General features: G+C 69.1%; 20 protein-coding genes, 1 tRNA gene and 1 riboswitch. Of the genes, 13 read left to right on the top strand and 8 right to left on the bottom strand.

The window, feature by feature from the left end; genetic code table 11:
- The first annotated feature begins 79 nt into the window (after positions 1 to 79).
- From ACFP3H_RS03625 to ACFP3H_RS03605, 5 genes are all read left to right on the top strand, one after another.
- Positions 80 to 868 (top strand): hypothetical protein, encoded by a 789-nt coding sequence (locus tag ACFP3H_RS03625; protein ID WP_378599441.1) that lies wholly within the window; start codon positions 80 to 82, stop codon positions 866 to 868.
- A gap of 92 nt (positions 869 to 960) precedes the next feature.
- Entirely contained in the window at positions 961 to 1578 is a 618-nt protein-coding gene (locus ACFP3H_RS03620; RefSeq protein WP_378599436.1) for a type II secretion system F family protein, read from the top strand.
- A 93-nt stretch (positions 1579 to 1671) separates the two neighbouring features.
- Complete coding sequence (locus ACFP3H_RS03615) at positions 1672 to 1857, top strand: DUF4244 domain-containing protein (protein WP_378599672.1); 186 nt, start codon at positions 1672 to 1674, stop codon at positions 1855 to 1857.
- Between the two features lie 41 nt (positions 1858 to 1898).
- Positions 1899 to 2216, top strand: coding sequence for a TadE family type IV pilus minor pilin (locus tag ACFP3H_RS03610; protein WP_378599433.1), 318 nt, complete (start codon positions 1899 to 1901; stop codon positions 2214 to 2216).
- 253 nt (positions 2217 to 2469) lie between these two features.
- A complete protein-coding gene (locus tag ACFP3H_RS03605) occupies positions 2470 to 2880 on the top strand; it encodes an Rv3654c family TadE-like protein (protein ID WP_378599430.1) in 411 nt (136 codons plus the stop codon).
- Positions 2881 to 3179: 299 nt separating this feature from the next.
- Here ACFP3H_RS03605 and ACFP3H_RS03600 read toward each other — a convergent pair whose 3' ends face one another.
- Positions 3180 to 5555: a DEAD/DEAH box helicase gene (locus ACFP3H_RS03600; RefSeq protein ID WP_378599427.1), complete on the bottom strand. Its 2376-nt coding sequence runs from the start codon at positions 5553 to 5555 to the stop codon at positions 3180 to 3182.
- Positions 5556 to 5990: 435 nt separating this feature from the next.
- Here ACFP3H_RS03600 and ACFP3H_RS03595 point away from each other — a divergent pair, with 435 nt between their 5' ends.
- The 5 genes from ACFP3H_RS03595 (at position 5991) to ACFP3H_RS03575 (ending at position 11935) form a co-directional block, all read left to right on the top strand.
- Complete coding sequence (locus tag ACFP3H_RS03595; protein WP_019044597.1) at positions 5991 to 6197, top strand: cold-shock protein; 207 nt, start codon at positions 5991 to 5993, stop codon at positions 6195 to 6197.
- A gap of 255 nt (positions 6198 to 6452) precedes the next feature.
- On the top strand, positions 6453 to 9404 hold the full coding sequence (gene topA / locus ACFP3H_RS03590; RefSeq protein WP_378599424.1) for a type I DNA topoisomerase: 2952 nt from the start codon (positions 6453 to 6455) through the stop codon (positions 9402 to 9404).
- A gap of 221 nt (positions 9405 to 9625) precedes the next feature.
- The gene (locus tag ACFP3H_RS03585; RefSeq protein WP_378599421.1) at positions 9626 to 10825 is read left to right on the top strand and encodes a DNA polymerase III subunit delta'; all 1200 of its coding nucleotides are present in this window, start codon (positions 9626 to 9628) and stop codon (positions 10823 to 10825) included.
- A 58-nt stretch (positions 10826 to 10883) separates the two neighbouring features.
- Positions 10884 to 10959, top strand: a tRNA-Thr gene (locus ACFP3H_RS03580).
- 607 nt (positions 10960 to 11566) lie between these two features.
- On the top strand, positions 11567 to 11935 hold the full coding sequence (locus tag ACFP3H_RS03575) for a hypothetical protein (protein ID WP_378599419.1): 369 nt from the start codon (positions 11567 to 11569) through the stop codon (positions 11933 to 11935).
- A 21-nt stretch (positions 11936 to 11956) separates the two neighbouring features.
- Here the strand turns inward: ACFP3H_RS03575 and ACFP3H_RS03570 are convergent, their stop codons facing one another.
- Positions 11957 to 12844 carry a hypothetical protein gene (locus ACFP3H_RS03570; protein WP_378599416.1) on the bottom strand — a complete coding sequence of 296 codons (888 nt, stop codon included), beginning with the start codon at positions 12842 to 12844 and terminating at the stop codon, positions 11957 to 11959.
- Between the two features lie 118 nt (positions 12845 to 12962).
- On the opposite strand from ACFP3H_RS03570, the gene ACFP3H_RS03565 reads away from it, so the two are divergent.
- Positions 12963 to 13466 carry a hypothetical protein gene (locus ACFP3H_RS03565; protein ID WP_378599413.1) on the top strand — a complete coding sequence of 168 codons (504 nt, stop codon included), beginning with the start codon at positions 12963 to 12965 and terminating at the stop codon, positions 13464 to 13466.
- Between the two features lie 102 nt (positions 13467 to 13568).
- Here ACFP3H_RS03565 and ACFP3H_RS03560 read toward each other — a convergent pair whose 3' ends face one another.
- A complete protein-coding gene (locus tag ACFP3H_RS03560; RefSeq protein ID WP_378599408.1) occupies positions 13569 to 14657 on the bottom strand; it encodes an alpha/beta fold hydrolase in 1089 nt (362 codons plus the stop codon).
- 220 nt (positions 14658 to 14877) lie between these two features.
- On the opposite strand from ACFP3H_RS03560, the gene ACFP3H_RS03555 reads away from it, so the two are divergent.
- Entirely contained in the window at positions 14878 to 15336 is a 459-nt protein-coding gene (locus tag ACFP3H_RS03555) for a DUF2752 domain-containing protein (RefSeq protein ID WP_378599405.1), read from the top strand.
- Here the strand turns inward: ACFP3H_RS03555 and ACFP3H_RS03550 are convergent.
- From ACFP3H_RS03550 to ACFP3H_RS03535, 4 genes are all read right to left on the bottom strand, one after another.
- A complete protein-coding gene (locus tag ACFP3H_RS03550; protein ID WP_378599402.1) occupies positions 15323 to 16675 on the bottom strand; it encodes a M1 family metallopeptidase in 1353 nt (450 codons plus the stop codon). The genes ACFP3H_RS03555 and ACFP3H_RS03550 overlap by 14 nt on opposite strands.
- Positions 16675 to 20580 carry a Pls/PosA family non-ribosomal peptide synthetase gene (locus ACFP3H_RS03545; RefSeq protein WP_378599399.1) on the bottom strand — a complete coding sequence of 1302 codons (3906 nt, stop codon included), beginning with the start codon at positions 20578 to 20580 and terminating at the stop codon, positions 16675 to 16677. The genes ACFP3H_RS03550 and ACFP3H_RS03545 overlap by 1 nt, the downstream gene beginning before the upstream one ends.
- Before the next feature lie 155 nt (positions 20581 to 20735).
- Positions 20736 to 21170 carry a MarR family winged helix-turn-helix transcriptional regulator gene (locus ACFP3H_RS03540; protein ID WP_378599396.1) on the bottom strand — a complete coding sequence of 145 codons (435 nt, stop codon included), beginning with the start codon at positions 21168 to 21170 and terminating at the stop codon, positions 20736 to 20738.
- A 91-nt stretch (positions 21171 to 21261) separates the two neighbouring features.
- Positions 21262 to 22371, bottom strand: coding sequence for a DUF6183 family protein (locus tag ACFP3H_RS03535; RefSeq protein ID WP_378599393.1), 1110 nt, complete (start codon positions 22369 to 22371; stop codon positions 21262 to 21264).
- A 100-nt stretch (positions 22372 to 22471) separates the two neighbouring features.
- Positions 22472 to 22587: riboswitch (SAM riboswitch) on the top strand.
- 42 nt (positions 22588 to 22629) lie between these two features.
- Between ACFP3H_RS03535 and ACFP3H_RS03530 the strand changes: the two genes are divergently transcribed.
- Complete coding sequence (locus tag ACFP3H_RS03530) at positions 22630 to 23946, top strand: aminotransferase class V-fold PLP-dependent enzyme (RefSeq protein WP_378599390.1); 1317 nt, start codon at positions 22630 to 22632, stop codon at positions 23944 to 23946.
- Here the strand turns inward: ACFP3H_RS03530 and ACFP3H_RS03525 are convergent.
- Entirely contained in the window at positions 23900 to 24223 is a 324-nt protein-coding gene (locus ACFP3H_RS03525) for a type II toxin-antitoxin system Phd/YefM family antitoxin (protein ID WP_378599387.1), read from the bottom strand. The two genes, ACFP3H_RS03530 and ACFP3H_RS03525, sit on opposite strands and share 47 nt — an antisense overlap.
- Positions 24224 to 24226 lie beyond the last annotated feature (3 nt).

Below are 24226 nucleotides of genomic sequence, written 5' to 3'. Positions count from 1 at the left end.
GCTCGGTGGCGGGTTTCGGTTCGGGGTTGGCGAGACAGGGGACGGGCGAGCGGTCGGCGGATTCGAGGGAGGTGGGTTCGTGGGTAGTGCGTTGCTGTGCTGTGCGATCGCGGTGCTGGTGGTTCCGGCGGCCGGTGGGCAGCGGCGATTCACTCGGCTGTTCGGCGCCGGGCGGCGGCGTGCGCGTCGGCGGGTGCCTGTGGAGTGGTGTGTGGGGATCGCGGTGGGGTGTGCGGCGTTCGCGCTCGGTCCGGGGGTCGGGCTGGCGGCGGTCATGGTGGGGGTCACGGTGGGGGTGCGCAGGCGGCGTGGCCGGGCCGACCGCGATCGACGGCGCGAATGCGGATACCTGCTCGCGGGCCTGGAAGCGGTGGTCGGCGAGCTCCGCGTCGGCGCGCATCCGAGCGCGGCCGCCGAATCGGCGGCGGGTGAGTCGCGCGGCGAGGCCGCCAGGATCCTCGCGATCAGCGCGGGCCGCAGCCGCCTGGGCGGGTCCGGCGCGGACGGCTGGATCCAACCGGATTCGATTGTCGCCGAGGAACTCTCGCGAATCGCCGCGGCCTGGCGGGTCGCCGAGGACCACGGCCTGGCGCTTGCCGAACTGCTCGCCGCCGCCAGAACCGACCTCCTCGGCCGCATCCGCTTCCGCGACCGCACCGAGGCAGCCCTGGCAGGCGCCCGAGCCTCGGCCACCGTCCTGGCAGGCCTCCCCCTGGTGGGCATCGCCCTGGGCCAACTGATGGGTGCCGCCCCACTCACCATCCTGTTCGGTACCCCCGCAGGCGAGCTCCTCCTCCCACTGGGCGCGGCCCTCGCCTGCTGTGGACTGCTGTGGACAGATGTCATCACCCGAAAGAGCACCGCCTGAATCCGGGCGGATTACCCGAGCGGAGCGTGGGCGGGTCGGGGCTTGTGGAGAGCTGTGGATCGAACTTCCAGGAGGGGATTGCCGTGCAGGACATGGTTGGTGGAACACCGGTGGCGCTGTTGTTCGCGGCGGTCGCGATCGCCTTGCTTCCAGGCCGGGTGGCCGTGAGTCGACGGATGCGCGCACTCCGTCCCGCGCCGGCGGGACATAGAGAGGAGAACAGCGGGACCGCGAAGGCCGATCCCCTCGGGTCGGCGTCCGCGTTCGACCTGCTGGCCGCCTGCCTCCGGGCGGGACTCCCGATGGCCGCCGCCGCGCGGGCCTGCGCGCCGACTGCACCGCCGGTCCTGCGCTCCGCACTGCTCAGAGCCGCGGACCTACTCGCGCTCGGCGCCGACGCCGCGACCGCGTGGGAGCGCGCGGCCGCGGACGCCGTCGGGACGGCCGGTGCCGACGAGGTCGAATCACTGGCCAGGATGGCGCGCCGTTCCGCACGCTCGGGCGCGTCGCTGGCCACGGCGGTCGGCGAGCTCGCCACACAGCGCCGCGAAGCCGTCGAGGACGCGGCCATCGCCCGCGCCGAACGGGCGGGCGTCCTGATCGGCGGACCGCTCGGCCTGTGTTTTCTGCCCGCTTTCGTCTGCCTCGGCATCGTCCCGGTCGTCATCGGCCTCGCGGACAACGTGCTCGGCGGCGGTGGGCTGCTGTGACCGGCCTCGACGAGGCCACCGAGATTTCACCGCGCGGACCAGCCGCCCGGTGCAACCAGAGAGGGGATCACGATGACACTGCGCACCGTATATATGGAGGCCCGCGCCCGACTCCTGCGCCTGATGGTCGCCGACGACGGAATGTCGACCGCGGAGTACGCGATCGGCACGATCGCCGCGGCCGCGTTCGGGGCCGTGCTCTACGGGGTGGTGACCGGCGACAGCATCGTCAACGCCCTGACCGGCATCATCGACAAGGCGCTCAACACCAGCGTGTAGCCGTCGGCAGCACGAACACCCTGGTCGACGACACGGGCGCGGTGACGGTCGAGGCCGCCATCGCCCTGGCCGCCCTGGTCTGCGCCATCGCCCTGTGCATCGGCGCCCTGTTCGCGGCGGTCACCCAGGTCCGCTGCGTCGACGCGGCCCGCGAAACCGCCCGCCTCGCCGCCCGCGGCGACACCACCAACGCCGTCACCGCGGGCCGCACCGTCGCCCCCGCCGGCGCGACAGTCGACCTGCGCACCGAAGGCGACAGAGTAGTAGCCACCGTCACCGCGACCACCCCACTCCTCCCCGGCCTCCGCCTGCGCGCCGAAGCCGTGGCCGCCACCGAACCAGGAGTCCGCCCCCGATGACGACCCGACCGCAGCCGACGGTGACATGGCGACTACATCCGCGAACACCCGGGCACGAGCGGAACGCGAGGTAGTGCAGATGTGGCACAGCACGCAGTCCAGGCGGCGGTGCGCGATGATGGCGCAGCCGCGAGCCGACACACCGCGCAGGCAGCAAAGCACCAAGGTGCAGGCGCTGCTCCGCACACGACTCGGGCGACAAGGTGCGCCAGGGCTGGCGCGGGAGGACACGCGGCTCGGATGGCAAGGTGCGATGGGGAAGGTGCGGGCCGGCGTGTGGAGCAGGCGTATGCCGGTGTGCCGCGGCGAACTGGCGGGCGATGGCGGTGGTGCCACGGTGTTCGTGTGTGTGGCGCTGGCGGGGTTGATCTGTTTGACGTTGTTGATCGGGCAGGTCGGCGGGGTGGTGGCGGCTCGGCATCGGGCGCAGGGCGCCGCTGATCTGGGGGCGTTGGCCGCGGCGGGCGCGCTGGTGGAGGGCGCCGAGGTGGGGTGCGCGGAGGCGACCGAGGTGGCGCGGCGGATGGGGGCGACGGTGCGACGGTGTGCGGTGGAGCAGTGGGACGCGCTGGTCGAGGTGCAGGCGCGTGTCTCGGTCGGAGTCCTCGGCGAACGCACGGTGCGCGCGTCGGCTCGGGCGGGACCGGTGGATGAGAATGGGTGATGCGCGCGGCTTATCACTGGTCAGTGGTTGTTCCGCATCGAACCAATTCGAATTTACCGGAACCCCGTTTGCGGCATTTCCAGCGCATTCTTTGAATGACCTGAGAAAAAAATGAAAAAAATGATGTAGCCGACAGTGCGGGATCCATTGGCAATGTGCCAGTTAATATAAAGGAAATCCTTTTTAATCAGAAACCGTGCCGACGGGAACATATCCTCGCTGGTCAACGAGAATTCGGACAAGTGACCAGCATTCGCCGAGCGAGGTATATCGCCGGTCACACCGCGGACGCGCCCGCATCACGAATCCGCAGCGTGGTCGCGCAGTTCACCGAGGACCGCCGCGAGCAGGCGCCCGGCGGCGTCCTTGTCGAGGGGGTTATTGCCATTTCCACACTTGGGTGACTGCACGCAGGACGGGCACCCGTCCTGGCACGCGCAGCTGCGAATCACGCTCAACGTGGCCGCCAACCAGTCGCTGAGCTGGGCGAATCCACGTTCGGAGAACCCCGCACCACCGGGCTGACCGTCGTAGACGAACACCGTCGGCGCCCCGGTGTCGGGGTGTTCGGCGATGGAGACACCGCCGATGTCCCACCGGTCGCACCCCGCGACCAGCGGCAACATGCCGATGGCGGCGTGTTCGGCCGCGTGCAGCGCGCCGGGCAGCTGCTCGTCGGTGATCCCGGCGGCGGCGAGGAGACCGGGCGTGACGGTATAGAGGACAGCCTTGGTGTGCAGGGTGTGCGCGGGCAGATCGAGTTCCACCTGGTCGAGCACCTCGCCGGTGACCAGCGTGCGCAGGTAGCCGATGACCTGGTTGGTGACCGCGACCTGCGCCGATGCGGCAGTCACCGCACCGAAGGGGCGCTCGGCGAGCACCCCTTCGACCGAGATCGAGGTGATCTGTCGTGAACTGGTCGTGAACCCCGGATCCACCTCGTTGACGAACGCGACCCCACCGTCGAGGTCGAGTTCGTCCACCAGATAGGTCTCGCCCTGGTGCAGGTGCACCGCGCCCGTGTGCAGCGTGGCCGGCGCGCGTCCCGCGTCGGCGGTGCCGAGCAGCCGCCCGGTTTCGGCGTCGACGATGGCGATCGGCGACCCGAGCCCACCCCTGACGTCGACATCGTCGTGCGGATGGGTGTGCGCGGTGACGTGCCAACGATCGCCCCGACTGCCGGGCCTGCGCCGAATCAGCCCCTGTTCGGCCAGGTCAGCCAGTACTTCCTCGGCTCGCAGCTCGCCGACCTCGGCCTCGGTGAGTGGCAATTCCATCGCCGCGCAGAGCAGCTGGGGGCCGAGGATATAGGGGTTGTACGGGTCGGTGATGGTGGCCTCGATCGGCCGGTCGAGCAGCGCTTCGGGGTGATGCACCAGGTAGGTGTCGAGCGGATCGTCGGTTGCCACCAGCACCACCAGCGAGCCCTGCGAACGCCGCCCCGCGCGCCCGGCCTGCTGCCAGAACGAGGCGACCGTCCCCGGAAAACCCGCGATGACCACGGCATCCAGCCCCGCGATGTCGACGCCGAGCTCGAGCGCGTTGGTGCTGGCCGCACCGAGCAACCTGCCCTCCGACAGCGACTGTTCGAGCTCGCGCCGGTCCTCGGCCAGATATCCCGCCCGATACGCGGCCACCCGTTCCCGCAGCTCAGGCGCGGTTTCGGCGAGCACCCGCCGGGCATCGAGCGCGATCAGTTCGGCACCACGCCGGGAGCGTACGAAGGTCAGCGTCCGCGCGCCCTCGCGCACCAGCGCGGCCATGATCTTGGCCGCCTCGCTGGTCGCCGTGCGCCGCACCGGCGCGCCGTTCTCCCCGGTCAGCGCGGCACTGAGCGGCGGTTCCCACAGCGCGACCGTGCGGGCGCCACGCGGCGAACCGTCCTCGGTCACCGCGACCACCGGCACCCCGATGAGCCTGCTCGCCGAGGAGGCCGGGTCCGCGCTGGTCGCCGAGCACAGGATGAAGACCGGGTCGGCGCCGTAGAACCGGGCCAATCTTCGCAACCTGCGCAGTACCAGCGCGACATGCGACCCGAACACGCCCCGGTACGCGTGGCACTCGTCGACCACCACGTAGCGAAGATTGCGCAGCACCCGCGCCCACCGCTGATGTGACCGCAGAATCCCCACGTGCAGCATGTCCGGGTTGGTGAAGATCCAGCGCGCGTTGGCCCGCACCCACTGCCTGATCTCGGCGGGCGTATCGCCGTCGTAGCTCGCCGGATGGGCCTCACGCAGGGGATTGTCGTGAATCAGGCCGCCGACGGCCCGCAACTGGTCGGCGCCGAGGGCCTTGGTGGGGGACAGGTACAGCGCGGTCGCGCGTGGGTCCTCGTGCAGGGCCGTGAGCACGGGCAACTGGTATCCGAGCGACTTCCCCGAGGCCGTTCCCGTGCTCACGACCACGTGGTGACCGGTCGCGGCGAGGTCGGCCGTGCGGGTCTGGTGTTCCCACGGCGCGGTGATGTCCTGTGCGTCCAGGGCTGTGACCAGCTCCGATGGCACCCAGGCAGGCCACGAGGTGGTGCGTGCGGGCTGGGCGGGGAGCTCCGCGACGTGGGTCAGCGGGTCGCCGCCCGCGGCCGCCTCGATGAGGACACGATTCAGCAACGATCGACCGTAGCTCTCACCCGTTTCGGGGCTTCGGAGCTCCGTCCGGTCTGTCGGATTCATCCAGTCCTCCTCTCACACGACACGCCAAGTGTGAAACGTGTGTGTGCAACAACCACTACCTGGGATTTCGTAACCCAGTAGCGATCTGGGTCACAGCACGTTTGCTAGAAGCTCACTCGGTTATCCTCAAGCAAACAGACCAAAAGTATGGATACACCCAATCTGTCCCTTACCTGCACATTCGCAAGATCGGGAATTTTGCAAATAGTCGGTAACTCGACTGTTGAATTGCTCAGAGACATGGTTCACTTGGTCTCGGTCGCAAGCTTCTGTGTTCGAGGGACGGATCCAAGGTCCAAACCATCAGCAGGATCGTTGTTGCGAACGCCGTGCTCAGGATTTCCTTGCAGGGGGACCAACAGTACAGCGCTCGGAACGGGCCCGGTGGACGAACCCAGTTGTCCGCCGATTCCGGTAGAAAGAGAAGGAAACAGAATGGCACAGGGAACTGTGAAGTGGTTCAACGCGGAGAAGGGGTTCGGCTTCATCGCGCCCGAGGACGGCTCAGCTGACGTCTTCGTCCACTACTCGGAGATCCAGGGCACGGGCTTCCGTACCCTCGAGGAGAATCAGAAGGTCGAGTTCGAGGTCGGCCAGGGCACCAAGGGCCCGCAGGCCACCGGCGTTCGCGCGCTCTCCTGAGCTGCGAAACACAACGACACCTCGTCCCCCACCCCCGCATGCGGAGGTGGGGGACGAGGTGTTTCCGGGTAGCATCGCCCGAGTTGACGTTGTCGAGGCCGAGAACCCGCAGCGCCAGCCGCCGAGTGCGCAGCTTGTACCCACGTGCGCAGGGTATAAACGTCACTGGTGGCGATGTCAGAACGTCGTCATCTGCCCCAGCCGCGCACCGAGCGGACCTCCCGACGCGCGGATCTAGAAGGAAGGTGTTCGCCGGTGGCAACACGAGACCGCAGTTCAGCCGACCAGGGCCGACCCCTGCGTCGTCTCGTGATCGTCGAGTCGCCGACCAAGGCCCGCAAGATCGCGCCCTACCTGGGTCGTAACTACACGGTCGAGGCCTCCGTCGGTCACATCCGCGACTTGCCGCGCGGCGCCGCCGACGTGCCCGCCAAGTACAAGGGCCAGCCGTGGGCCCGCCTCGGAGTCGACGTCGATCACGACTTCGAGCCGATCTACGTGGTGAACCCGGATAAGAAGGCCAAGGTCGCCGAGCTCAAGAGCCTGCTGGCCGACGCCGACGAGCTCTACCTCGCCACCGACCCCGACCGCGAGGGCGAGGCCATCGCCTGGCACCTGCTCGAAACGCTCAAGCCGAAGGTCCCGGTCCGCCGGATGGTCTTCCACGAGATCACCGAGCCGGCCATCCTCGCCGCCGCCGCCGACACGCGCGAACTCGACAACGATCTGGTCGACGCGCAGGAAACCCGCCGCATCCTGGACCGCCTCTACGGCTACGAGGTCTCCCCGGTGCTGTGGAAGAAGGTCATGCCGCGGCTGTCCGCCGGTCGCGTGCAGTCCGTCGCCACCCGGGTGATCGTGCAGCGCGAACGCGAGCGCATCGCGTTCCGCTCGGCCGAGTACTGGGACATCGCCGCCAAGCTCGACGCGGGCCCCGACGAGAAATCCGACTCCACCAACCCGCGCACGTTCGGCGCGCGCCTGGTGCAGGTCTCCGGCGACCGCGTCGCCTCCGGTCGCGACTTCGGTTCCGACGGGCAGCTCAAGTCGTCGAGCGGTGTGGTTGTGCTCGACGAGGCCTACGCCCGCCGACTGGCCGAGGCGCTCGACGGCGCCGCCCTCGAGGTGAGCTCGGCCGAGGCCAAGCCGTACACGCGCAAGCCGTATCCGCCGTTCATGACCTCGACGTTGCAGCAGGAAGCGGGCCGCAAGCTGCGGTTCACCTCCGAGCGCACGATGCGGGTCGCCCAGCGGCTCTACGAAAACGGCTACATCACCTACATGCGTACCGACTCCACGACGCTGTCGGAGTCGGCGATCGCCGCGGCCCGTTCGCAGGCGACCCAGCTCTACGGTGCGGAGTACGTCTCGCCCTCGCCGCGCCAGTACACCCGCAAGGTCAAGAACGCGCAGGAGGCACACGAGGCGATCCGTCCCTCGGGTGACACGTTCATGACGCCGGGCCAGTTGGCGTCCAAGGTCGACAACGACGAGTTCAAGCTCTACGAGATGATCTGGCAGCGCACGGTCGCCTCCCAGATGGTCGACGCGCGCGGCACCACCCTGACGCTGCGCATCACCGGCACCGCGGGGACCGGCGAGGAGTGCGTGTTCTCGTCCTCGGGTCGCACCATCACCTTCGCGGGCTTCCTCAAGGCCTATGTCGAAAGTGTCGACGAGGAGGCCGGCGGCCAGTCCGACGACGCCGAATCCCGTTTGCCCGCACTGGAACAGGGCCAGAGCGTCACCGCCGTCGAACTCACCCCCGACGGCCACAGCACCAACCCGCCCGCCCGCTACACCGAAGCCTCGCTGATCAAGACGCTGGAAGACCTCGGCATCGGCCGTCCGTCGACCTACTCCTCGATCATCAAGACGATCCTCGACCGCGGTTACGTCTACAAGCGCGGCAGCGCGTTGGCCCCGGCGTGGGTGGCGTTCGCGGTGGTCGGTCTGCTCGAGGCGTACTTCGGTCGGCTCGTCGACTTCGACTTCACCGCCGCGATGGAGGACGATCTCGACGCGATCGCCGGTGGGCGCGAGCAGCGCGGAAACTGGTTGTCCAGCTTCTACTTCGGTGGCGAGTCCGGCGCGGAGGGTTCGGTCGCGCGTTCGGGTGGCCTGAAGAAGATGGTCTCCGTGCAGCTCGACGACATCGACGCGCGCGAAGTGAACTCGATCAAGATGTTCGTCGACGAAGAGGGCCGCGATGTGGTGGTCCGCGTCGGCCGCTTCGGTCCGTATCTCGAGCGGATGATCATCAATCCCGATGACCCCGAAGGGGATCGGATCTCGCAGCGGGCGAATCTGCCCGACGATCTGCCGCCGGACGAACTGACACCCGAGGTCGCCGAGAAGCTGTTCTCGACGCCGCAGGAGGGTCGTTCGCTCGGCATCGATCCGGTGTCCGGCAACGAAATCGTCGCCAAGGAAGGGCGTTTCGGTCCGTATGTGACCGAGATCCTGCCCGAGCCGCCCGCGCCCGAGCCCGATGCCGCACCGGCGAAGAAGACCAAGAAGGCGGCCGAGGTCAAGCCGCGCACCGGTTCGCTGTTCAAGTCGATGGACCTGGCCGAGATCACCCTCGACGACGCGCTGATGCTGCTCTCGCTGCCCCGCGTGGTCGGCAACGACCCCGCGTCGGGCGAGGAGATCACCGCGCAGAACGGGCGCTACGGCCCCTACCTGAAGAAGGGCACCGACTCTCGTTCGCTGGCGACCGAGGATCAGCTGTTCTCGGTCACCCTCGAGGAGGCGCTGAAGCTCTACGCCGAGCCCAAGCGTCGCGGTCGTCAGGCGGCCGCCGCGGCACCGCTGCGTGAACTCGGCAAGGACTCCGCCACCGACAAGCCGATGGTGATCAAGGACGGTCGCTTCGGTCCGTATGTCACCGATGGTGAGACCAACGCGAGCCTGCGCAAGGGCGACGAGGTCGAGTCGATCACCGACGAGCGCGCCTCGGAGCTGCTGGCCGATCGTCGGGCGCGTGGTCCGGTGAAGAAGGCGGCGAAGAAGACCACGGCGAAGAAGGCGGCCAAGAAGGCGCCCGCCAAGAAGACGGCGGCGAAGTCGACAGCGACCAAGACCGCGACCAAGACGGCCACCAAGACCGCTGCCAAGAAGACGACTGCCGCGAAGAAGACGGCGGCCAAGAAGGCTCCGGCCAAGAAGGCCGCCGCGAAAACCACTGGTACCGAAGAGGATTGATCGGCGCTTTCCCCTGGCGTCGACACCTCGGTTGTTCCGAAGGTGTCGGCCGCTCGGGGATTCATGTCGGACCCCGGTCGGCTTCGCGTGTGAGCTTGTTCGCTGACGCTGACCAGCGTCGTGGAGCGCATGGTCGGCGCGATGCCGAGCTGACCACGCACCGGCGCTGCGTGACCGGCCGTCCGTCGAACGTGTCGGACCCCGCGACTAGGGTGTAGCGCGTGGCAGGTGTCTTCGATCGACTGGTCGGCCAGGACGTGGTCGAGACCGAACTGGCCGCTGCCGCCACCGCGGCGCGGGCCGGGGTGGTCACCGGGGCGATGACGCATTCGTGGCTGTTCACGGGGCCGCCCGGTTCGGGTCGGTCGGTGGCGGCGCTGTGTTTCGCGGCGGCGTTGCAGTGCACCGATCCCGACGTCGTCGGTTGCGGACAGTGCCACGCCTGCACCACCACGATGGCGGGCACCCACGGTGACGTGCGCCGGATCATCCCCGAGGGTCTGAGCATCAGCACCAAGGAGATGCGCGCGATCGTGCAGATCGCCGCGCGGCGTCCGAGCACTGGCCGCTGGCAGGTCGTGGTGGTCGAGGATGCCGATCGCCTCACCGAGGGCGCGGCGAACGCCCTGCTCAAGGTGGTCGAGGAGCCGCCGGACCGCACCGTGTTCCTGCTGTGCGCCCCCACCGTCGACCCCGAGGACATCTCGGTCACCCTGCGCTCGCGCTGCCGCCACGTCCACCTCGTCACCCCCACCGTCCCCGCCATCGCCCAGGTCCTGCGCGACCGCGACCAGCTCGACGCGAAAACCGCCGACTGGGCCGCCTCGATCAGCGGCGGCCACGTCGGCCGGGCGCGGCGCCTGGCCACCGACGAGGACGCCCGCCAACGCCGCAAGCGCGCCCTGGCCCTGGTCACCGCCACCGAGCGCCCCGGCGCCGCCTACCTCGCCGCCGACGAACTGGTGAAGTCCGCCGACGACGAAGCCAAACTCATGAGCGCCGACCGCGACGACCGCGAACGCGACGAACTGGCCACCGCCCTCGGCGCGGGCGGCACCGGCAAGGGCGCGGGCACCGCCACCCGAGGCTCGGCCGGCGTCCTCAAAGACCTGGAAAAGCGCCAGAAATCCCGCGCCACCCGCACCGGCCGCGACGCCCTCGACCGCGCCCTCATCGACATCGCAGGCATGTACCGCGACGCCCTGGCCATGCGCTTCGCCGGCCGAGGCACCCCCATCACCCTCACCCACCCCGACATGTCCGCCGAAATCACCGACCTGGCCACCAACGTCCGCCCCGAAGGCCTCCTCCGCAGCATCAACGCCGTCCTGGCCTGCCGAGAAGCCCTCGACCGCAACGTCAAACCCCGCTTCGCCATAGCCGCCATGGTCGCCACCCTCATCACCGCCCGCACCCCCTGACCACCCGTTTTCGCGTTCCACCCATTCCCGCGATAGACTCGCGTCGCCTGAACGGCACGCCGCCTTAGCTCAGTCGGTAGAGCGCTTCACTCGTAATGAAAAGGTCGGGGGTTCGATTCCCCCAGGCGGCTCCAGGTCAGAGGCCCTTTCCGGTTCGCCGGGGAGGGCTTTTGTCATAGTTGGGGGCGTCGGCTTGTGTTCGACTATTCCCGACGGGAGATGTCAAGTAGCATCGAACTATCACGCAAGTGATGTCGAGCGGGTAGGACGCCGTTGCACCGACGCCCTACCCTGATGGGACTACCTAGCCCACACTCGGCGGACCAGCACGATAGCCCCGGCGATCACGGCAACCCCGCTAAGGATTGCGCCGTAGTCGACCGGGGTATCCTGCTTCCTCCGGCGATGCTTCGCCATACCCACCACCTCCCTTCTCGGCGCGATACGGATCGGACCAGCTATGTCCGTACCGCCCCTGAGCTGGAGGTACGCCCAGCGTAGCCGAGCGCCGGTGCTCGGAAAAATCTGCTGTTTCGTTGCGCGCGGGGCACTTTGCTCACGGCTGTGGTTGCGGTGATCAATCGCGGCCACAGTCCAATGCGTGGGTTGGTCGCGTTGTGGGATGCTCGGCGGATGCAGCGAGCTCGGGTGTGGGTGGTGGGGATGGTGGTGGCTCCGGTGGGGTTTGCGGTTGTGTCGGTGGGGGCTACCTGGGTGATCAGTCGGAATTACCCGGGGTCGATGGCTGACGACATTGCTGGGTGGTGGTCGTTCGTGATGTTGTTGGGGGCCGGGTTGTTCATTCCGGGGATGGTGGTGGCGGGGTTGGGGTCGGCGATGCTCGGGCGGGGGCGTGGGGGAGCGGTGGTCGCGATTGGGGGGCTTGCGTTGCTTTCGGTGGTGGCGTTGTTCTATGGGGTGGCGGGGTTCGATGATGTGTTGAATGCGTCGGCGGATTCGTATGACCCGCGGTGGACCGCACGGCTCACGATGACCGGTGCGACCATGTACGCGGTGCCGTTTCTGTTGCTGATCGTCGGCAATTGCGTTGCCGCTAGGGCGGTTTGGTCGACGCGGAATGCGAAAGAGCTGCCCGTCGAGGTGGCGTAACTCGTTCTCCAACTGCCTGATTCAGGTTCGGAGGCCGCCGAGTAGGTCCCACACCGTTTCGCGTTCGTGGGCGAGGTCGATTTCCGTGCCTGCCAGGGTGGTGAGGAGTTCGGGGAGGGCCCAGGTGGCGAGGTGGGCGTAGCGGGCTGAGTAGAGGCCGAGGTGGGTGAGGGCGTAGGTGTTGGTGTGGTCGAAGAGGGCGTAGGCGATGACCTGGTAGAGGTCGGTGGCGGTGAGGGAGTCGGCGCGGATGCCGGTGCGCTGGTTCTTCGGGCCGAGGTGGGTTTTGAGGTCGAGGAGTAGGCCGGCGCTGATGAGGTCGGCGTCGGCGTTGCACAGGACCGAGGCGTCGAAGGTGGGGCCGGGGAAGGTGGGTGGGTGCAGGTGGGGGAGCAGGTGTTCGTCGGCGAGGCCGCGCAGTTCCCAGAGTTGGCGGATGGCGTCGGGGGGTGCGAGGGCCAGGAGGTGGTCGGGGGTGAAGCGGCCGGTGCGGAGCAGGTTGTCCAGGGCGGATTCGCGCAGCAGGCCGCGGCGGTAGACGTCGGTGCACAGGGCAAGCGCCCAGCAGGCGCGGCTGAGGTGGTCGGCGTCGACGTCGGTGGGGGCGACGGCGGCCTGGGCGGTGTCGATGACCGCTTCGATGACGGCCGTTTCGCGGGGGTGGCCGAAGAAGCCGAGCAGCGGCAACAGCGGGGCGTGGTCGGGGACGAGCAGGAACCGGACGGCGAAGTCGAAGGCGGCGCCGAGGGTGGCGGGGTTGGCGCCGCCGGTGTCGACGAGTAGGGGGCCGGCTTCGCGGCGATAGGCGGCCTGCACGGCGCGCGTGTGCGGGAAGCGTTCGTGCAGGTACTCGCGCAGCGGCGAGGTCTTGTCGCGCAACGCGGCGGACAGATTGGTGTAGATGTACACGGGCCCTCCGTCGAACGGACGAGTCGAGCGTGGGATTCGATCGTGTCACGCGGAATCGAGTCGGGGGCGTTCGGGTCTCGCGTTGGCGGGTGTGGTTGAGCGCGTTACCCTTTCGCGAGTGACGTTCGACGAGGTGCTGTTCTGGAGTCGGGTCCTGCACGGTCGGGGCGTGCTGGCGCAGGCGCGGCGACGGTTGCGCACCGGGCGGTGGGTGCCCAGCGATCTCGAGCGGCGGCTCGCGGCACTGCTCTGGCAGGGTGTCCCGCCGCAGGCGAACCTGGAGCCGCACACCCTTCCTGATCGTGCGCGCCAGGTGACGGCGTGGTCGGCGCGTTTGCGGCTCGCCCTGCTGGCGGGCGGCTGGCCCGAGCCGGGCGAGGAGGGCGTGGACAAGACGGTCGAGGAACTTCGGCTCCCCGAGGTGCTGACGGCGATGCTGGGCATCGCCATGATGATCGAACCGTGGGAAGCGGAACTGGCCCTGCACTATCGGGCCGATCCGGGCCGATTCCGCACCGATCGACCCGAGGTGTTCGGCGCTATCGACTACGCCGAAGAGGTGCTGTGCGAGTACTCCCACATCATGGAGTTGCTCGACGAGATCGCCTACGTGGCGTCCTGACCTGGCACACCGGGAAGGCCCCCGACCGGTGGGTCGAGGGCCTTCGATGGGGTGGCCCCTGAGCCGATCGCCGTTGATCGGTCCCAGGAGAACTGGCTCGGGTCAGCGGGCGGCGACGTTGCGGCGGGTGGCCCGAGAGTTCATGGAGCTGCGCAGAACCTGGTGCAGGACGGCGTCGAAGGCGTCGGTGTCCTCGATGTTGCTGAGGTGGCCGTGCGGCATGACGTGGAAGTCGGCCAGGTGTCCGGTGCGGCGCAGGATGTCGACGATCGGACGGGAAAGGCGTTGGGGGAGGAGGCGATCGCGGGCGCTGGCGATCACGGTGGTCGGCACGGTCAGGTTGGCGGTGCCCTCGGACAGGTCCATGTCGGCCATGGCCGCGGCGTGGCGACCACGCGCGATCGGACGGCACGAGCGGATGATGCCCATCGCGAAATCGACCTCGTCGGCGGTGGCCTCGGGGGTGAGGATGCGGGTGCGGAAGATCTGCTGGGTGAGCCAGCCGCCGGGGATGGGCAGCGGGCTGAACAGCAGCGACTCGCTCACCGGCTGCGGCATCCGCACCGGCGCGCCGAGCACGGTGACCGGGTACTGGCCGACGGTGAGCTGCTTGTTGAGCACCGGCAGCATGTCGGTTTCCCAGCGGATCGCGGCATTGGCGGTGTTGGCGAGGACGACCGCCGACGCGCGCGCCGAGACCTGCTCGGGGTGGTGCTTGGCCCAGGCCTGGATGGTGAGCCCGCCCATGCTGTGCCCGGCCAGGACGGCCTTCTCGCCGTCGCGCAGGGTGGCGTCGAGGACGGCGGACAGGTCGTCGGCGAGGGTGTGCTCGCTGGGGGCGGCGGTGCCGAGGGTGGATTCGCCGTGGCCGCGCTGGTCGTAGCTGACCACGCGGTATTCGCCGGCGAAGGCGCTGATCTGCGGGTTCCAGTATTCGATGCTGCACGCCCAGCCGTGGACGAGAACCAGGGTGGGGGCGGTATCGGCACCGTAGACGTGGACCCGGAGCTGGGCGCCGTCGGCGGTGGTCACCGGGACGACCCGGTGCGCCGCGGCGGGCGCGTTCAGCCTCGCGGTGGCGAAACTGCGGGTACGCAGACCGGTACGGAACGGGGCGGTCAGTGCGCCGGTCTCGAACTGCGAGACCATTGTTCGCGCTGCCGCGAGCGTCATCATCGACTTCGCAAGCATGTCGGCACTCCTTTGTGTCGTAGGCCACCGTACAGTGCGAGCCGGGGTGCTAGCTAGTGTTAGCGGGTCGCAGTGTCCCACTTGTTGTGAAGTGGGTCATTCGCCCTGCTGACACTGTGAAATCGCCGGATTTCGCCGGAAAATTACAGGGCGAAGATAACGATGTGGGCCTCCTTGCCTCGTGCTGGCGGCCGGTTACCGGCGCGGCTACCGTAGTGGAGTGGACAACACGCACGTCACGGCCGAGTTTTCCGGCGCCGAGCACAAACCGACGCCGCCGACGTGGCAGCGCCTGGCCCCGCCGCTGGTCGCCGCGGGTATCGGCATCGGCGCCCTGGCCTTGCTGCACTTGCGCGATCCGCACGTCGAGGGCTCCTACGGTCTGTGCCCGTCCTACGCGCTGCTCGGGGTCTACTGCCCCGGCTGCGGCGGCATGCGCGCGGTGCACAACCTCACCGACGGCCGCGTCCTGGACTCCCTGCACAGCAATGTGCTGGTCGTGCCCCTGGTCCTCGCGTTCGCGGTGTTCGTGATCGACTGGATCGTGCGGGCCCGGCGCGGACAATCCTGGCGCCTGCCGAGCCTGCCCGCCCCGGTCGTGTGGTCGTTCTTCGGGCTGCTCGCCGTCTACACCGTGCTGCGCAACACCCCGTGGGGCAGCTGGTTCACGCCCGTGTAGCGGCCTGCCCGCCGAGCGGGGGCAGCTGCGGCAGCGGTTTGGTGCCGAGCCAGATCGCGAACAGGCCGCGCAACGGCGTCACGCTGTAGTGCCCGGCCAGATCCACGAATTCCTCGGTGGTGACCGAGGAGTGCCGGTAGCGGGCGGTCCATTCGCGGATGAGTTCGAAGAACAGGTGGTCGCGCAGTTCCAGCCGCAGCGCGTGCAGGGTGAGCGCGCCGCGCTTGTAGACGCGGTCGTCGAACATGTGCTTGGGGCCGGGATCGCCGACCACGATGTCCTGGGGTTGGCGGGCCAGATTCGCGCGCGCCGCCCTGGCGAGCTGGTCCGCGGTCGCACCGCCGGAGGCTTCCGACCAGATCCATTCGGCGTAACAGGCGAATCCCTCGTGCAGCCAGATGTCGCGCCACTGCTTCAAGGTGAGGCTGTTGCCGAACCACTGGTGCGCGAGTTCGTGGGCCACCAGGCGTTCCGCGCCGCGCTTGCCGTCGCAGTGGTTGGCGCCGAAGATCGAGATGCCCTGGGCTTCGATCGGGATGTCGAGGTCGTCGTCGGTGACCACGACGGTGTAGGCGTCGAACGGATACGGGCCGAACTTGTCGGTGAACAGCGCCATCATCTGCGGTTGACGCGCGAAATCATGGTCGAAGGCGGTGCGCAGCCGGGGCGGGATCACCGCGTGCATCGGCACCGGTTCGCCCGCCGCGCCGACCCGGTAGCGGCGGTAGTTGCCGATCTGGATCGTCGCCAGGTAGGTCGCCATCGGCTCGGCCATCTCATAGACCCAGGTGGTCTGGCTGGCCTTGGGCTGCTTGCTGATCAGCACGCCGTTGGCCAGGGCGTAGAAGGGACTGTCGGTGGTGATCGAAATGCGGTAGGACGCTTTGGAACTCGGGTGGTCGTCGCACGGGAACCAGGAGGCGGCGCCGTTGGGCTGGCTCGCCACCAGGGCACCCTCGGTGAGTTCCTCCCAGCCGACCTCGCCCCACGGCCCGCGCACGGGTTTGGGGGTGCCCGCGTAGTGGATGGTGATCTCGAGAACACCACCGGCGGGGATCTTCTGCTGCGGGGTCAGCGCGAGCTTGCCCTGCTGATGGGTGAACTTCACCGCCTTGGAACCGTTGACCAGCACCTTCGACACCGTCAGCGCCTGCGACAGGTCGAGGGTGAAGCGGGGCTGCGCCGCGGTGGTCACCGCGATGATCACCGCGCGTCCGGCCAGCCGGTTGCTGGCCGGTTTGTAGCCCAGTTCCAGCTCGTAGCGCGACACCCGGTAGCCGCGATTGCCGTTCTGCGGCAGGTAGGTGTCGATGGGGTCCTGGTAGAACTTGTTCGGCATCAGGCGGCTCCGCGCGGCCGGGACTCCCTCGGCGCGGTCCACGGTGCGATGGGATTGCCCCACCAGCGGGTCGACGGGGGCACCACGTCACCGCGCATGACCAGCGAGGCCGGTCCGATGGTGGCGCCCGCGCCGATGTGGGCGGCGGGCAGCGCGACGCAGTGCGGGCCGAGGGTGGCGCCCGCGTCGAGGGTGACCGTGTCCATGGACATGATGCGGTCGTGGAACAGGTGCGTCTGCACCACACAGCCGCGTTCCACGGTCGCGCCGTCACCGAGTGTCACCAGGTCCGCCTCCGGTAGCCAGTAGGACTCGCACCATACCCCGCGGCCGATCTTGGCACCGAGTCCGCGAAGCCACAGATTCATCACCGGCGTACCCGTGGCGGCGCGGGCGAACCAGGGCGCGGCGACGGTTTCGACGAAGGCGTCGGAGACCTCGTTGCGCCACACGAACGAACTCCACAGCGGATACTCGACCGCGCGAATTCGCCCTACTATCAACCACTTCGCGGCCACCGCGATGGCGCCCGCGAGCGCGCCCGCCGCCATCAGCACCAGTCCGGAGACCAGCGCGGCCACCAGGTAGTCGGTGTGCTGGGCGATCAGCGCGAGCACGAGCAGCACGCCCAGGCCGATGGCGAAGGTCACCATCACCGGGATCAGGCGGCAGGTCTCGACGAAAGCGCGCGCGAGCTTCAACCGCAGCGGCGGATCGAAAGTCCGTGAGGTGTCGCTGGTGTCGGCCGCGCGACGCAACCGCACCGGCGGGCTGCCCAGCCACGACGAACCCGCCTTGGCCTTGTTCGGCGCGGCCGAGAGCACCGCGACCAGACCGTTCTTCGGCACCCGACGGCCGGGCGCGGTCATCCCCGAATTGCCCAGGAACGCACGCTTTCCCACCTTGGACTCGCCGATGCGCAACCAACCGCCGCCGAGTTCGTAACTGCCGATCATGGTGTCGTCGGCCAGGAACGCGCCGTCGGAGATCACGGTGAACTTGGGCAGCATCAGCACCGTCGACGCCTCGACGTTCTTGCCGATCTTCGCGCCGAGCAGCCGCAACCAGACCGGGGTGAGCAGGCTGGCGTAGAGCGGGAACAGGAACGTGCGGGCCGAGTCGAGCAGGCGTTCGGTGGCCCAGACCTGCCAACCGGTGCGGCTGCGCACGGGGTGGTAGCCCTCGCGCAGGCCGATGCCGAGCAGGCGCACCGCGATCACCGTGGCCGCCGCGTAGACGCCGAGACTGAGCAGGGTGGCCACGGGCAGGATGGCGAAACCGCGCAGCGCGGCGGCGCCGATGGTGGTCTCCTCACGGACCCACCAGGCGATGAAGGTGCCGCCCACGGCGAGGCCGAACACCGGCATCGCGGCCAACACCATCGACGACAGGCCGAACACCAGCAGCCAGTGCCGGGCGCGTTCGGGGGAGTGGTCGGGCCAGCGGCGCGGGGCCTTGCCGGTCTTCGCGGCAGGCGAGCCCGCCCATTCCTGTTCGCCCTTGACCTTGCCCGAGACCGCCGAACCGGCCGCGATCTCGGCCTTCTTGCCGATCTTGGTGCCGGGCAACAGGGTCGAGCGGGCGCCGATCACCGCGCCGTCGCCGATGGTGATGGCGCCGATGTGCACGATGTCGCCGTCGACCCAGTAACCCGACAGATCCACCTCGGGTTCGACGCTGGCGCCGTCACCGAGTTCGAGCATGCCGGTCACCGGGGGCAGGCTGTGCAGGTCGACGCCCTTGCCGATCTTGGCGCCGAGCGCGCGGGCGAACGGCACCATCAGCGGTGCGCCGGAAAGGCTTTCGGCACCGCTGGCCTCGGACATGCGCACGGCGGCCCACAGCCGCAGGTGCACCGCCGAGCCGCGCGGATAGGACCCGGGACGCAACCCGGCGAGCAGGATGCGCGCGCCCGCCACACAGATCGCCATCCGGCCGATCGGCGAGATGAACAGCACGAACGCCAGCAGGATCCACCACCACGACAGGCGCGGCAGCCACGGCAGCGAGCCCGACCAGCCCGCGATGCCCGAGACCACCGTCAGCCAGGTGACCCACTGCAACCCGGTGAGGGTGGTCAGCGGGATCGTGGCCAGGACCTGGGTGATCTGGGCGCGCAGCGGGGTGGGTTTCACCTCGCGGATGTCGACCGCGGCGACCGGGGCGCTGCCGTCGAGGAGTTGGACGAGGGAACCGAGGCGGGGGTGGTCGTAGAGGTCGGCGACGGTGACGTGCGGGTAGCGCTCGCGCAGTGCGCCGACGAGCTGGGCGGCCGACAGGGATCCGCCGCCCAGATCGAAGAATTCCGCGTCGAGGTCGGTGGCTTCGGCGCCGAGGATGGCGTCCCACAGGCCCGCGACCCAGGCCGCGGTGCCGGACAGGCCGGTGTCGGCGGGTTCGTCGGCCGACGGGAGCGGCCACGGCAGCGCGTCGCGGTCGACCTTGCCCGAGGTGCGGGTGGGCAGGTCGGCGACCACCGCGAGGCGGGGGACCAGCGGGGCCGGAAGTTGTTCGGCCAGAATCTTTCTGGCCTTCTTCACGTCGAAGTCGGGTCCGGCGCCGGTGAGGTAGCCGACCAGGATCTTGTTGCCCGCCTTGGTGGTTCGGATCGCTGCGGCGGCGCCGCTGACGCCCGGCAGGTGTTGCAGCGCGTTGTCGAGCTCGCCGAGTTCGATGCGGCGGCCGCCGATCTTGATCTGGTCGTCGGCGCGGCCGAGGAAGATCAGGCCCTGGTAGTCGTTGCGCACCAGATCGCCACTGCGATAAGCCCTTTCCCAGCCGAGCGAGGGCAGCGGCGCGTACTTCTCGGCGTCCTTGACCGGATCGAGGTAGCGGGCCAGGCCGACGCCGCCGATCACGAGTTCGCCGGTTTCGCCCTCGGCCACCGGGTTGCCCTGCGCGTCGACGACCGCGAGATCCCAACCGTCCAACGGCAATCCGATGCGAATGGGCATCTCGCCGGTGAGTAGCGCGGCGCACGCGACGACGGTCGCCTCGGTGGGGCCGTAGGTGTTCCACACCTCGCGGTCGGCGCCGCCGATCAGTCGCTCGGCCAGCTCCGGGGGTACCGCCTCACCGCCGAAGATCAACAGCCGCACCGATTCCAGCGCTTCGGCGGGCCAGGTCGCGGCCAGCGTGGGCACGGTGGAGACGATGCTGATCTCGCGGCGCATCAGCCACGGGCCGAGGTCGGCGCCGGTGCGCACCAGGTCGCGGGGGGCGGGGACCAGGCAGGCGCCGTTGCGCCAGGCCAGCCACATCTCCTCGCAGGAGGCGTCGAAGGCCACCGACAGGCCGGCGAGCACGCGGTCGCCGGGGCCGATCGGGGCGCGCTGGAGGAACAGGCGGGCCTCGGCGTCGACGAACGCGGCGGCGTTACGGTGGGTGACCGCAACACCTTTCGGGGTTCCGGTGGAGCCGGAGGTGAAGATGATCCACGCGTCGTCGGCCGGGGTGGGCAGGGTGTTCCAGTCGTGGGTGTCCGGGGTGATGGTGGCCGACTCGATGCCCTCGGCGGTCGCGATCGCGCTCACCCTGGCCTCGCCGAAGACGAGCTTGGCGCGCTCCTCCGGGTCGTCGGCGTCGACGGGGACGTAGGCGGCGCCGCAGTACAGCACGGCCAGGATCGTCACGTAGAGCGCGGCGGTGCCCGACGGCATCCGCACGCCCACCCGGTCGCCCGGACGCACGCCCGCCTCGGTGAGTTCGGCCATCCTGGCCTCGATCGCGGCGATCAGGTCCATGTAGCTCAGCACCACGGTGCCGTCGTCGATCGCGGGCGCGTCGGGATGTGCCAGGGCGGTGCTGGTCAGGATGTCGACCAGCGTGCGCGGCTCGGCGGCGAGATCGGCCCGCAACAGCGGGTCGCGCAGGGCAGCGGACGCCTCGGTGTGTGGCTCGAGCATCGTGCTCAGTCCACCTCTCATCGGTTGACCCCCATCAGTTTCGTCTGTTGTTTCACGGCCGGGTTACCGGAGGGCAAACAAGATGGTGACCAGGTCCCAACGGTACTCGGAGACAGTGGCGCGACGCGGCAGGCGCTCGCGTGCGTCGCCGCTGTTCACACCGGCGATTCGGGCGAGGTGCCCAGCGCGGCGACAGCGAGCCGATGCAGCGTGCGCTGTTCGTCTTCGTCGAGCCGATCGAGCACCCGCGCGGTCGCCTCGGCGATCACCTTGTCCGTGCGCTTGCACTGCTTGCGCCCCGCCTCGGTGATCCGCAACCGGTATTTGCGACGGTCCTTGCCGTCCCTGGTGCGCTCCACCAGCCCCGCCCGCTCGAGCGCGTCGATCAACCGCACGACCTCACTCCGGTCGATCCCGAGCGAATCGCCCACCTTCTTCTGCGTCAGATCGGCATTCTCCGCGATGAAGGTGAGCGCCCAGTGATCACGCAACGGCACGTCGATCTCGGCATGCAGCGCCTTGGTGAGCCGCCCGAGCGCGTACACCGGGTACCGGGGCAGGCCGCGCACGGAGTTCGTGTTCGTGGACATGAGGGGGAACTCTAGCAAATAGTGGAGACACTCAATCATCTTGGGTGTCCATCATGGGGGGTATAGATGGTTGAGCGGGCCCCGTGGCAGCTCAGTCGGTGTCCGTGGCGGCGAGGACCGACAAGGCGGGTTCGGGCGTGAGCGCGACGACGCCGATGTCCCAGGCGACGCGCTCGAACCAGGTGGTGTCGGCCTCGAAGGTGAACCAGTGACAGTCCTCGGCGAGGCGTGAGATGGAGTCGATCGTGTCGAACTCGGTGGCGCCGCAGAGTGCGCCGAGCGAGCGCCAGGCGTGCAAGCGGCCGTAGGCGGCACCGGGGCCGGAATTGTAGGCACCGCCATTGGCGGCGGCGGCGAAGAGCAGAGACCACACCCGCGCGGGCGTCGCCGGGATGACGACGAGTTCGGTCGCCGACGGGTGCCGGGCGCGCAGGCACTCCAGCGGCAGGGTGTCCAGCAGCGCCGCCGTGGTCGTCGGGTCGGGGAGAAACCTGAGTGCGAAGGTCCGAGCTTCGATGCGGCCGTTGGATTCTCGCTGCCAGTTCGCGACGGCGTGCTCGAGCTGCGGGTCGGCCGCGCGCTCCTTCGCGGTGGGTAGTGCTAGGCGGGTGTGCCTGCTCAGGGCGCGGGTGGTGTCGGCGCTGAACGGTAGGCCGACACTGGAACCGCCCTTGGTGAATCGGCGGAGTGCGAGGTCACGCTCGAACGGTGCGCGTTCGAGGGGCAGGGCGCGCAGCGGGTGGCCCGACCAGTGCGCCGAGGTCGCCCACCGCGCGAGCACCTCGTGCTCGGCCACAGCGATGTCGCGTAGGACGAGTTCGTGCAGGAGGCAGGTGCGCAGCTCGTCCGCCATCGGTCCGATCAGCCCGGCCTGGCCGAAGGCCGCGATCGCGTCGTCCGGGTCGAGGGCGCCCGCCAGTCTCGCCGCGATTCCTCGCACCCGAACCTGCTTCGGTTGTGTCGCCGCCAGTATCCGGAGGGCCGCCGCGACCCGCTCCGGCGCCGAGGCGTGCAGCACTGTGCTCAGGCAGTTTCCGACGATCCAATTGTGGGCGCCGTAGGCGGCGGTAGCGGCTCTGGACAGTGCTACCGCGAACTCGAAATCGCCTGCCGCGACGCGTTTTTCGATGCGCTCATTGGCGCTGCGGAAGTCGGTCGTCCCAGGGAACTCGCGGATGATCTGCTCGATCTCGACGTGCACGCGCCCAGCGTACGCAGCGGGCGTGTCGAGGTGACCGGGTCCGGGCGTGTTGCGGCGGGGTGGTTGACAGGTCGGGCGGTCGTCTGTCAGTCTCGGTTCAGGTCACGAGTACCAGTGTTCAGCCCCGGCTTGCTGGTCGGCAACCCTCCTCCGCGGTGGGGTGCTCCGGGTGACGACCTGGCTGACGTCCGAGAACGGACGCGGCAAGCGCGGGCCAACTTCTTGTGGAGCGGGTCCCTGAGCCGACGGGATTTCGTCATGACTGCTGTAATCGACCCCACCTGTGCCATCGCCACCGTTTCCGGGGCTGACCTGCGGGTTCCGCTGGTCCAGGGCGGGACGAGCACCTACGCCAACTTCGACTACGCGGCCAGTGCGCCGGCGCTGACCCAGGTCACCGACCGGATCGCGCAGCTGCTGCCGTACTACGCCAGCGTGCACCGCGGCGCCGGCTACGCCTCGCGGATCTCGACCGAGTGCTACGAGGCCTCGCGCGGTTCGGTCGCCCGGTTCCTCGACGCCGCCGACGACCAGGTGGTCGTGTTCACCCGCAACACCACCGATTCGCTGAACCTGCTGGCCGGGTGTGTGCCGGGGGAGACCGTGGTGCTCGACATCGAACACCACGCGAACTTCCTGCCGTGGACCAAGCACGGCCGCCGGGTGGTGCGGGCCGGGGCCACCGTCGAGGAGACGGTGCAGCGGGTGGTCGCCGAACTGTGCAGCAGGCCCGCCGCGTTGCTCGCGGTGACCGGGGCGTCGAATGTGACCGGTGAGGTGCTGCCGCTCGAGCGACTCGCGAATATCGCCCACCTGTGTGGTGCGCGGATCCTCGTCGATGCCGCGCAGTTGGCGCCGCATCGTCGGATCTCGCTGCGGGAGAGCGGGATCGACTACCTCGCCTTCTCCGGGCACAAGCTGTACGCGCCGTTCGGGTCGGGGGTGCTGGTGGGTCGACGTGACTGGCTCGACGCGGCCGATCCGTACCTGGCCGGGGGTGGCGCGGTGCGCAATGTCGGTGTGCGCGAAGTGGAATGGGCGTGCGCGCCGCAGCGGCACGAGGGCGGTTCGCCGAATGTGTTGGGCGCGGCCGCTATTGCCGCCGCCTGCGACGCCCTCGCCGCCATCGACTCCACTGAACTCGTTGCGCACGAACGCTTCCTGGCCGACCGCCTGCGTGACGGCCTGTCCGCCATCCCCGGCGTCGACCTGGTCACCATCTGGTCCGACAGCCCCGACTGTGTGGGCATCGTCGCCTTCACCGTCGCCGATTACGCCCCCGGCCAGGTCGCCGCCTACCTCTCCGCCGAACACGCCATCGGCGTGCGCGACGGCCGCTTCTGCGCCCACCCCCTGCTCGCGAGCCTCGGCCTCGACGCCGCCCTGCGCGCCAGCATCGGCCTCGGCACCACCGCCGCCGACGTGGACCGCCTCGTCGCCGCGATCACCACCCTCGTCACCACCGGCCCCACCTGGACCTACGCCCCCACCAACGGCTACTGGAACCCCACCCCCGAAACCCGCCCCCTCACCCCGGGTTCGGCCGCGGGCGCGGCACCGTGCTTGCTCGGGTGAGCGCGAGCCGGGCGCCCCGCACGTAGTTTCGAGAGACGTCGAACGAGAAGCAACTGTGGGAGATCCGGCTGGGTGTCGTCGCCTCGAGGAGTCGGATGTTGCCGTGGGTAGCGAGGACGTACAGGGATTCCTGGATCGAGTTCCACTCCGTCTCGGCGACCAGTACGGCGTTCTTGCCCGATTCGGTGACGATCGTGACGGTGTCGTGGTTGTCATTGACCTGTTGGACGAGTGCGGACAGGTTTCGGCGGGTTGTGGAAATCGGTAGCGCGGTCATCGA

Origin of the sequence: Nocardia lasii (assembly GCF_042658545.1) — a bacterium.
GTDB lineage: Bacteria > Actinomycetota > Actinomycetes > Mycobacteriales > Mycobacteriaceae > Nocardia > Nocardia lasii.
This window is presented reverse-complemented; position numbering and strand designations above follow the sequence as displayed.

What these genes read in the sequence shown, in the direction of transcription:
- ACFP3H_RS03620 (WP_378599436.1), top strand. Translation starts at nt 961, where the DNA reads ATGGTTGGTGGAACACCGGTGGCGCTGTTGTTCGCGGCGGTCGCGATC.
- ACFP3H_RS03615 (WP_378599672.1), top strand. Translation starts at nt 1,672, where the DNA reads ATGGAGGCCCGCGCCCGACTCCTGCGCCTGATGGTCGCCGACGACGGA.
- ACFP3H_RS03605 (WP_378599430.1), top strand. Translation starts at nt 2,470, where the DNA reads ATGGGGAAGGTGCGGGCCGGCGTGTGGAGCAGGCGTATGCCGGTGTGC.
- ACFP3H_RS03600 (WP_378599427.1), bottom strand. Translation starts at nt 5,555, where the DNA reads ATGAATCCGACAGACCGGACGGAGCTCCGAAGCCCCGAAACGGGTGAG.
- ACFP3H_RS03595 (WP_019044597.1), top strand. Translation starts at nt 5,991, where the DNA reads ATGGCACAGGGAACTGTGAAGTGGTTCAACGCGGAGAAGGGGTTCGGC.
- ACFP3H_RS03575 (WP_378599419.1), top strand. Translation starts at nt 11,567, where the DNA reads ATGGCTGACGACATTGCTGGGTGGTGGTCGTTCGTGATGTTGTTGGGG.
- ACFP3H_RS03560 (WP_378599408.1), bottom strand. Translation starts at nt 14,657, where the DNA reads ATGCTTGCGAAGTCGATGATGACGCTCGCGGCAGCGCGAACAATGGTC.
- ACFP3H_RS03550 (WP_378599402.1), bottom strand. Translation starts at nt 16,675, where the DNA reads ATGCCGAACAAGTTCTACCAGGACCCCATCGACACCTACCTGCCGCAG.
- ACFP3H_RS03545 (WP_378599399.1), bottom strand. Translation starts at nt 20,580, where the DNA reads ATGCTCGAGCCACACACCGAGGCGTCCGCTGCCCTGCGCGACCCGCTG.
- ACFP3H_RS03540 (WP_378599396.1), bottom strand. Translation starts at nt 21,170, where the DNA reads ATGTCCACGAACACGAACTCCGTGCGCGGCCTGCCCCGGTACCCGGTG.
- ACFP3H_RS03530 (WP_378599390.1), top strand. Translation starts at nt 22,630, where the DNA reads ATGACTGCTGTAATCGACCCCACCTGTGCCATCGCCACCGTTTCCGGG.
- ACFP3H_RS03525 (WP_378599387.1), bottom strand. Translation starts at nt 24,223, where the DNA reads ATGACCGCGCTACCGATTTCCACAACCCGCCGAAACCTGTCCGCACTC.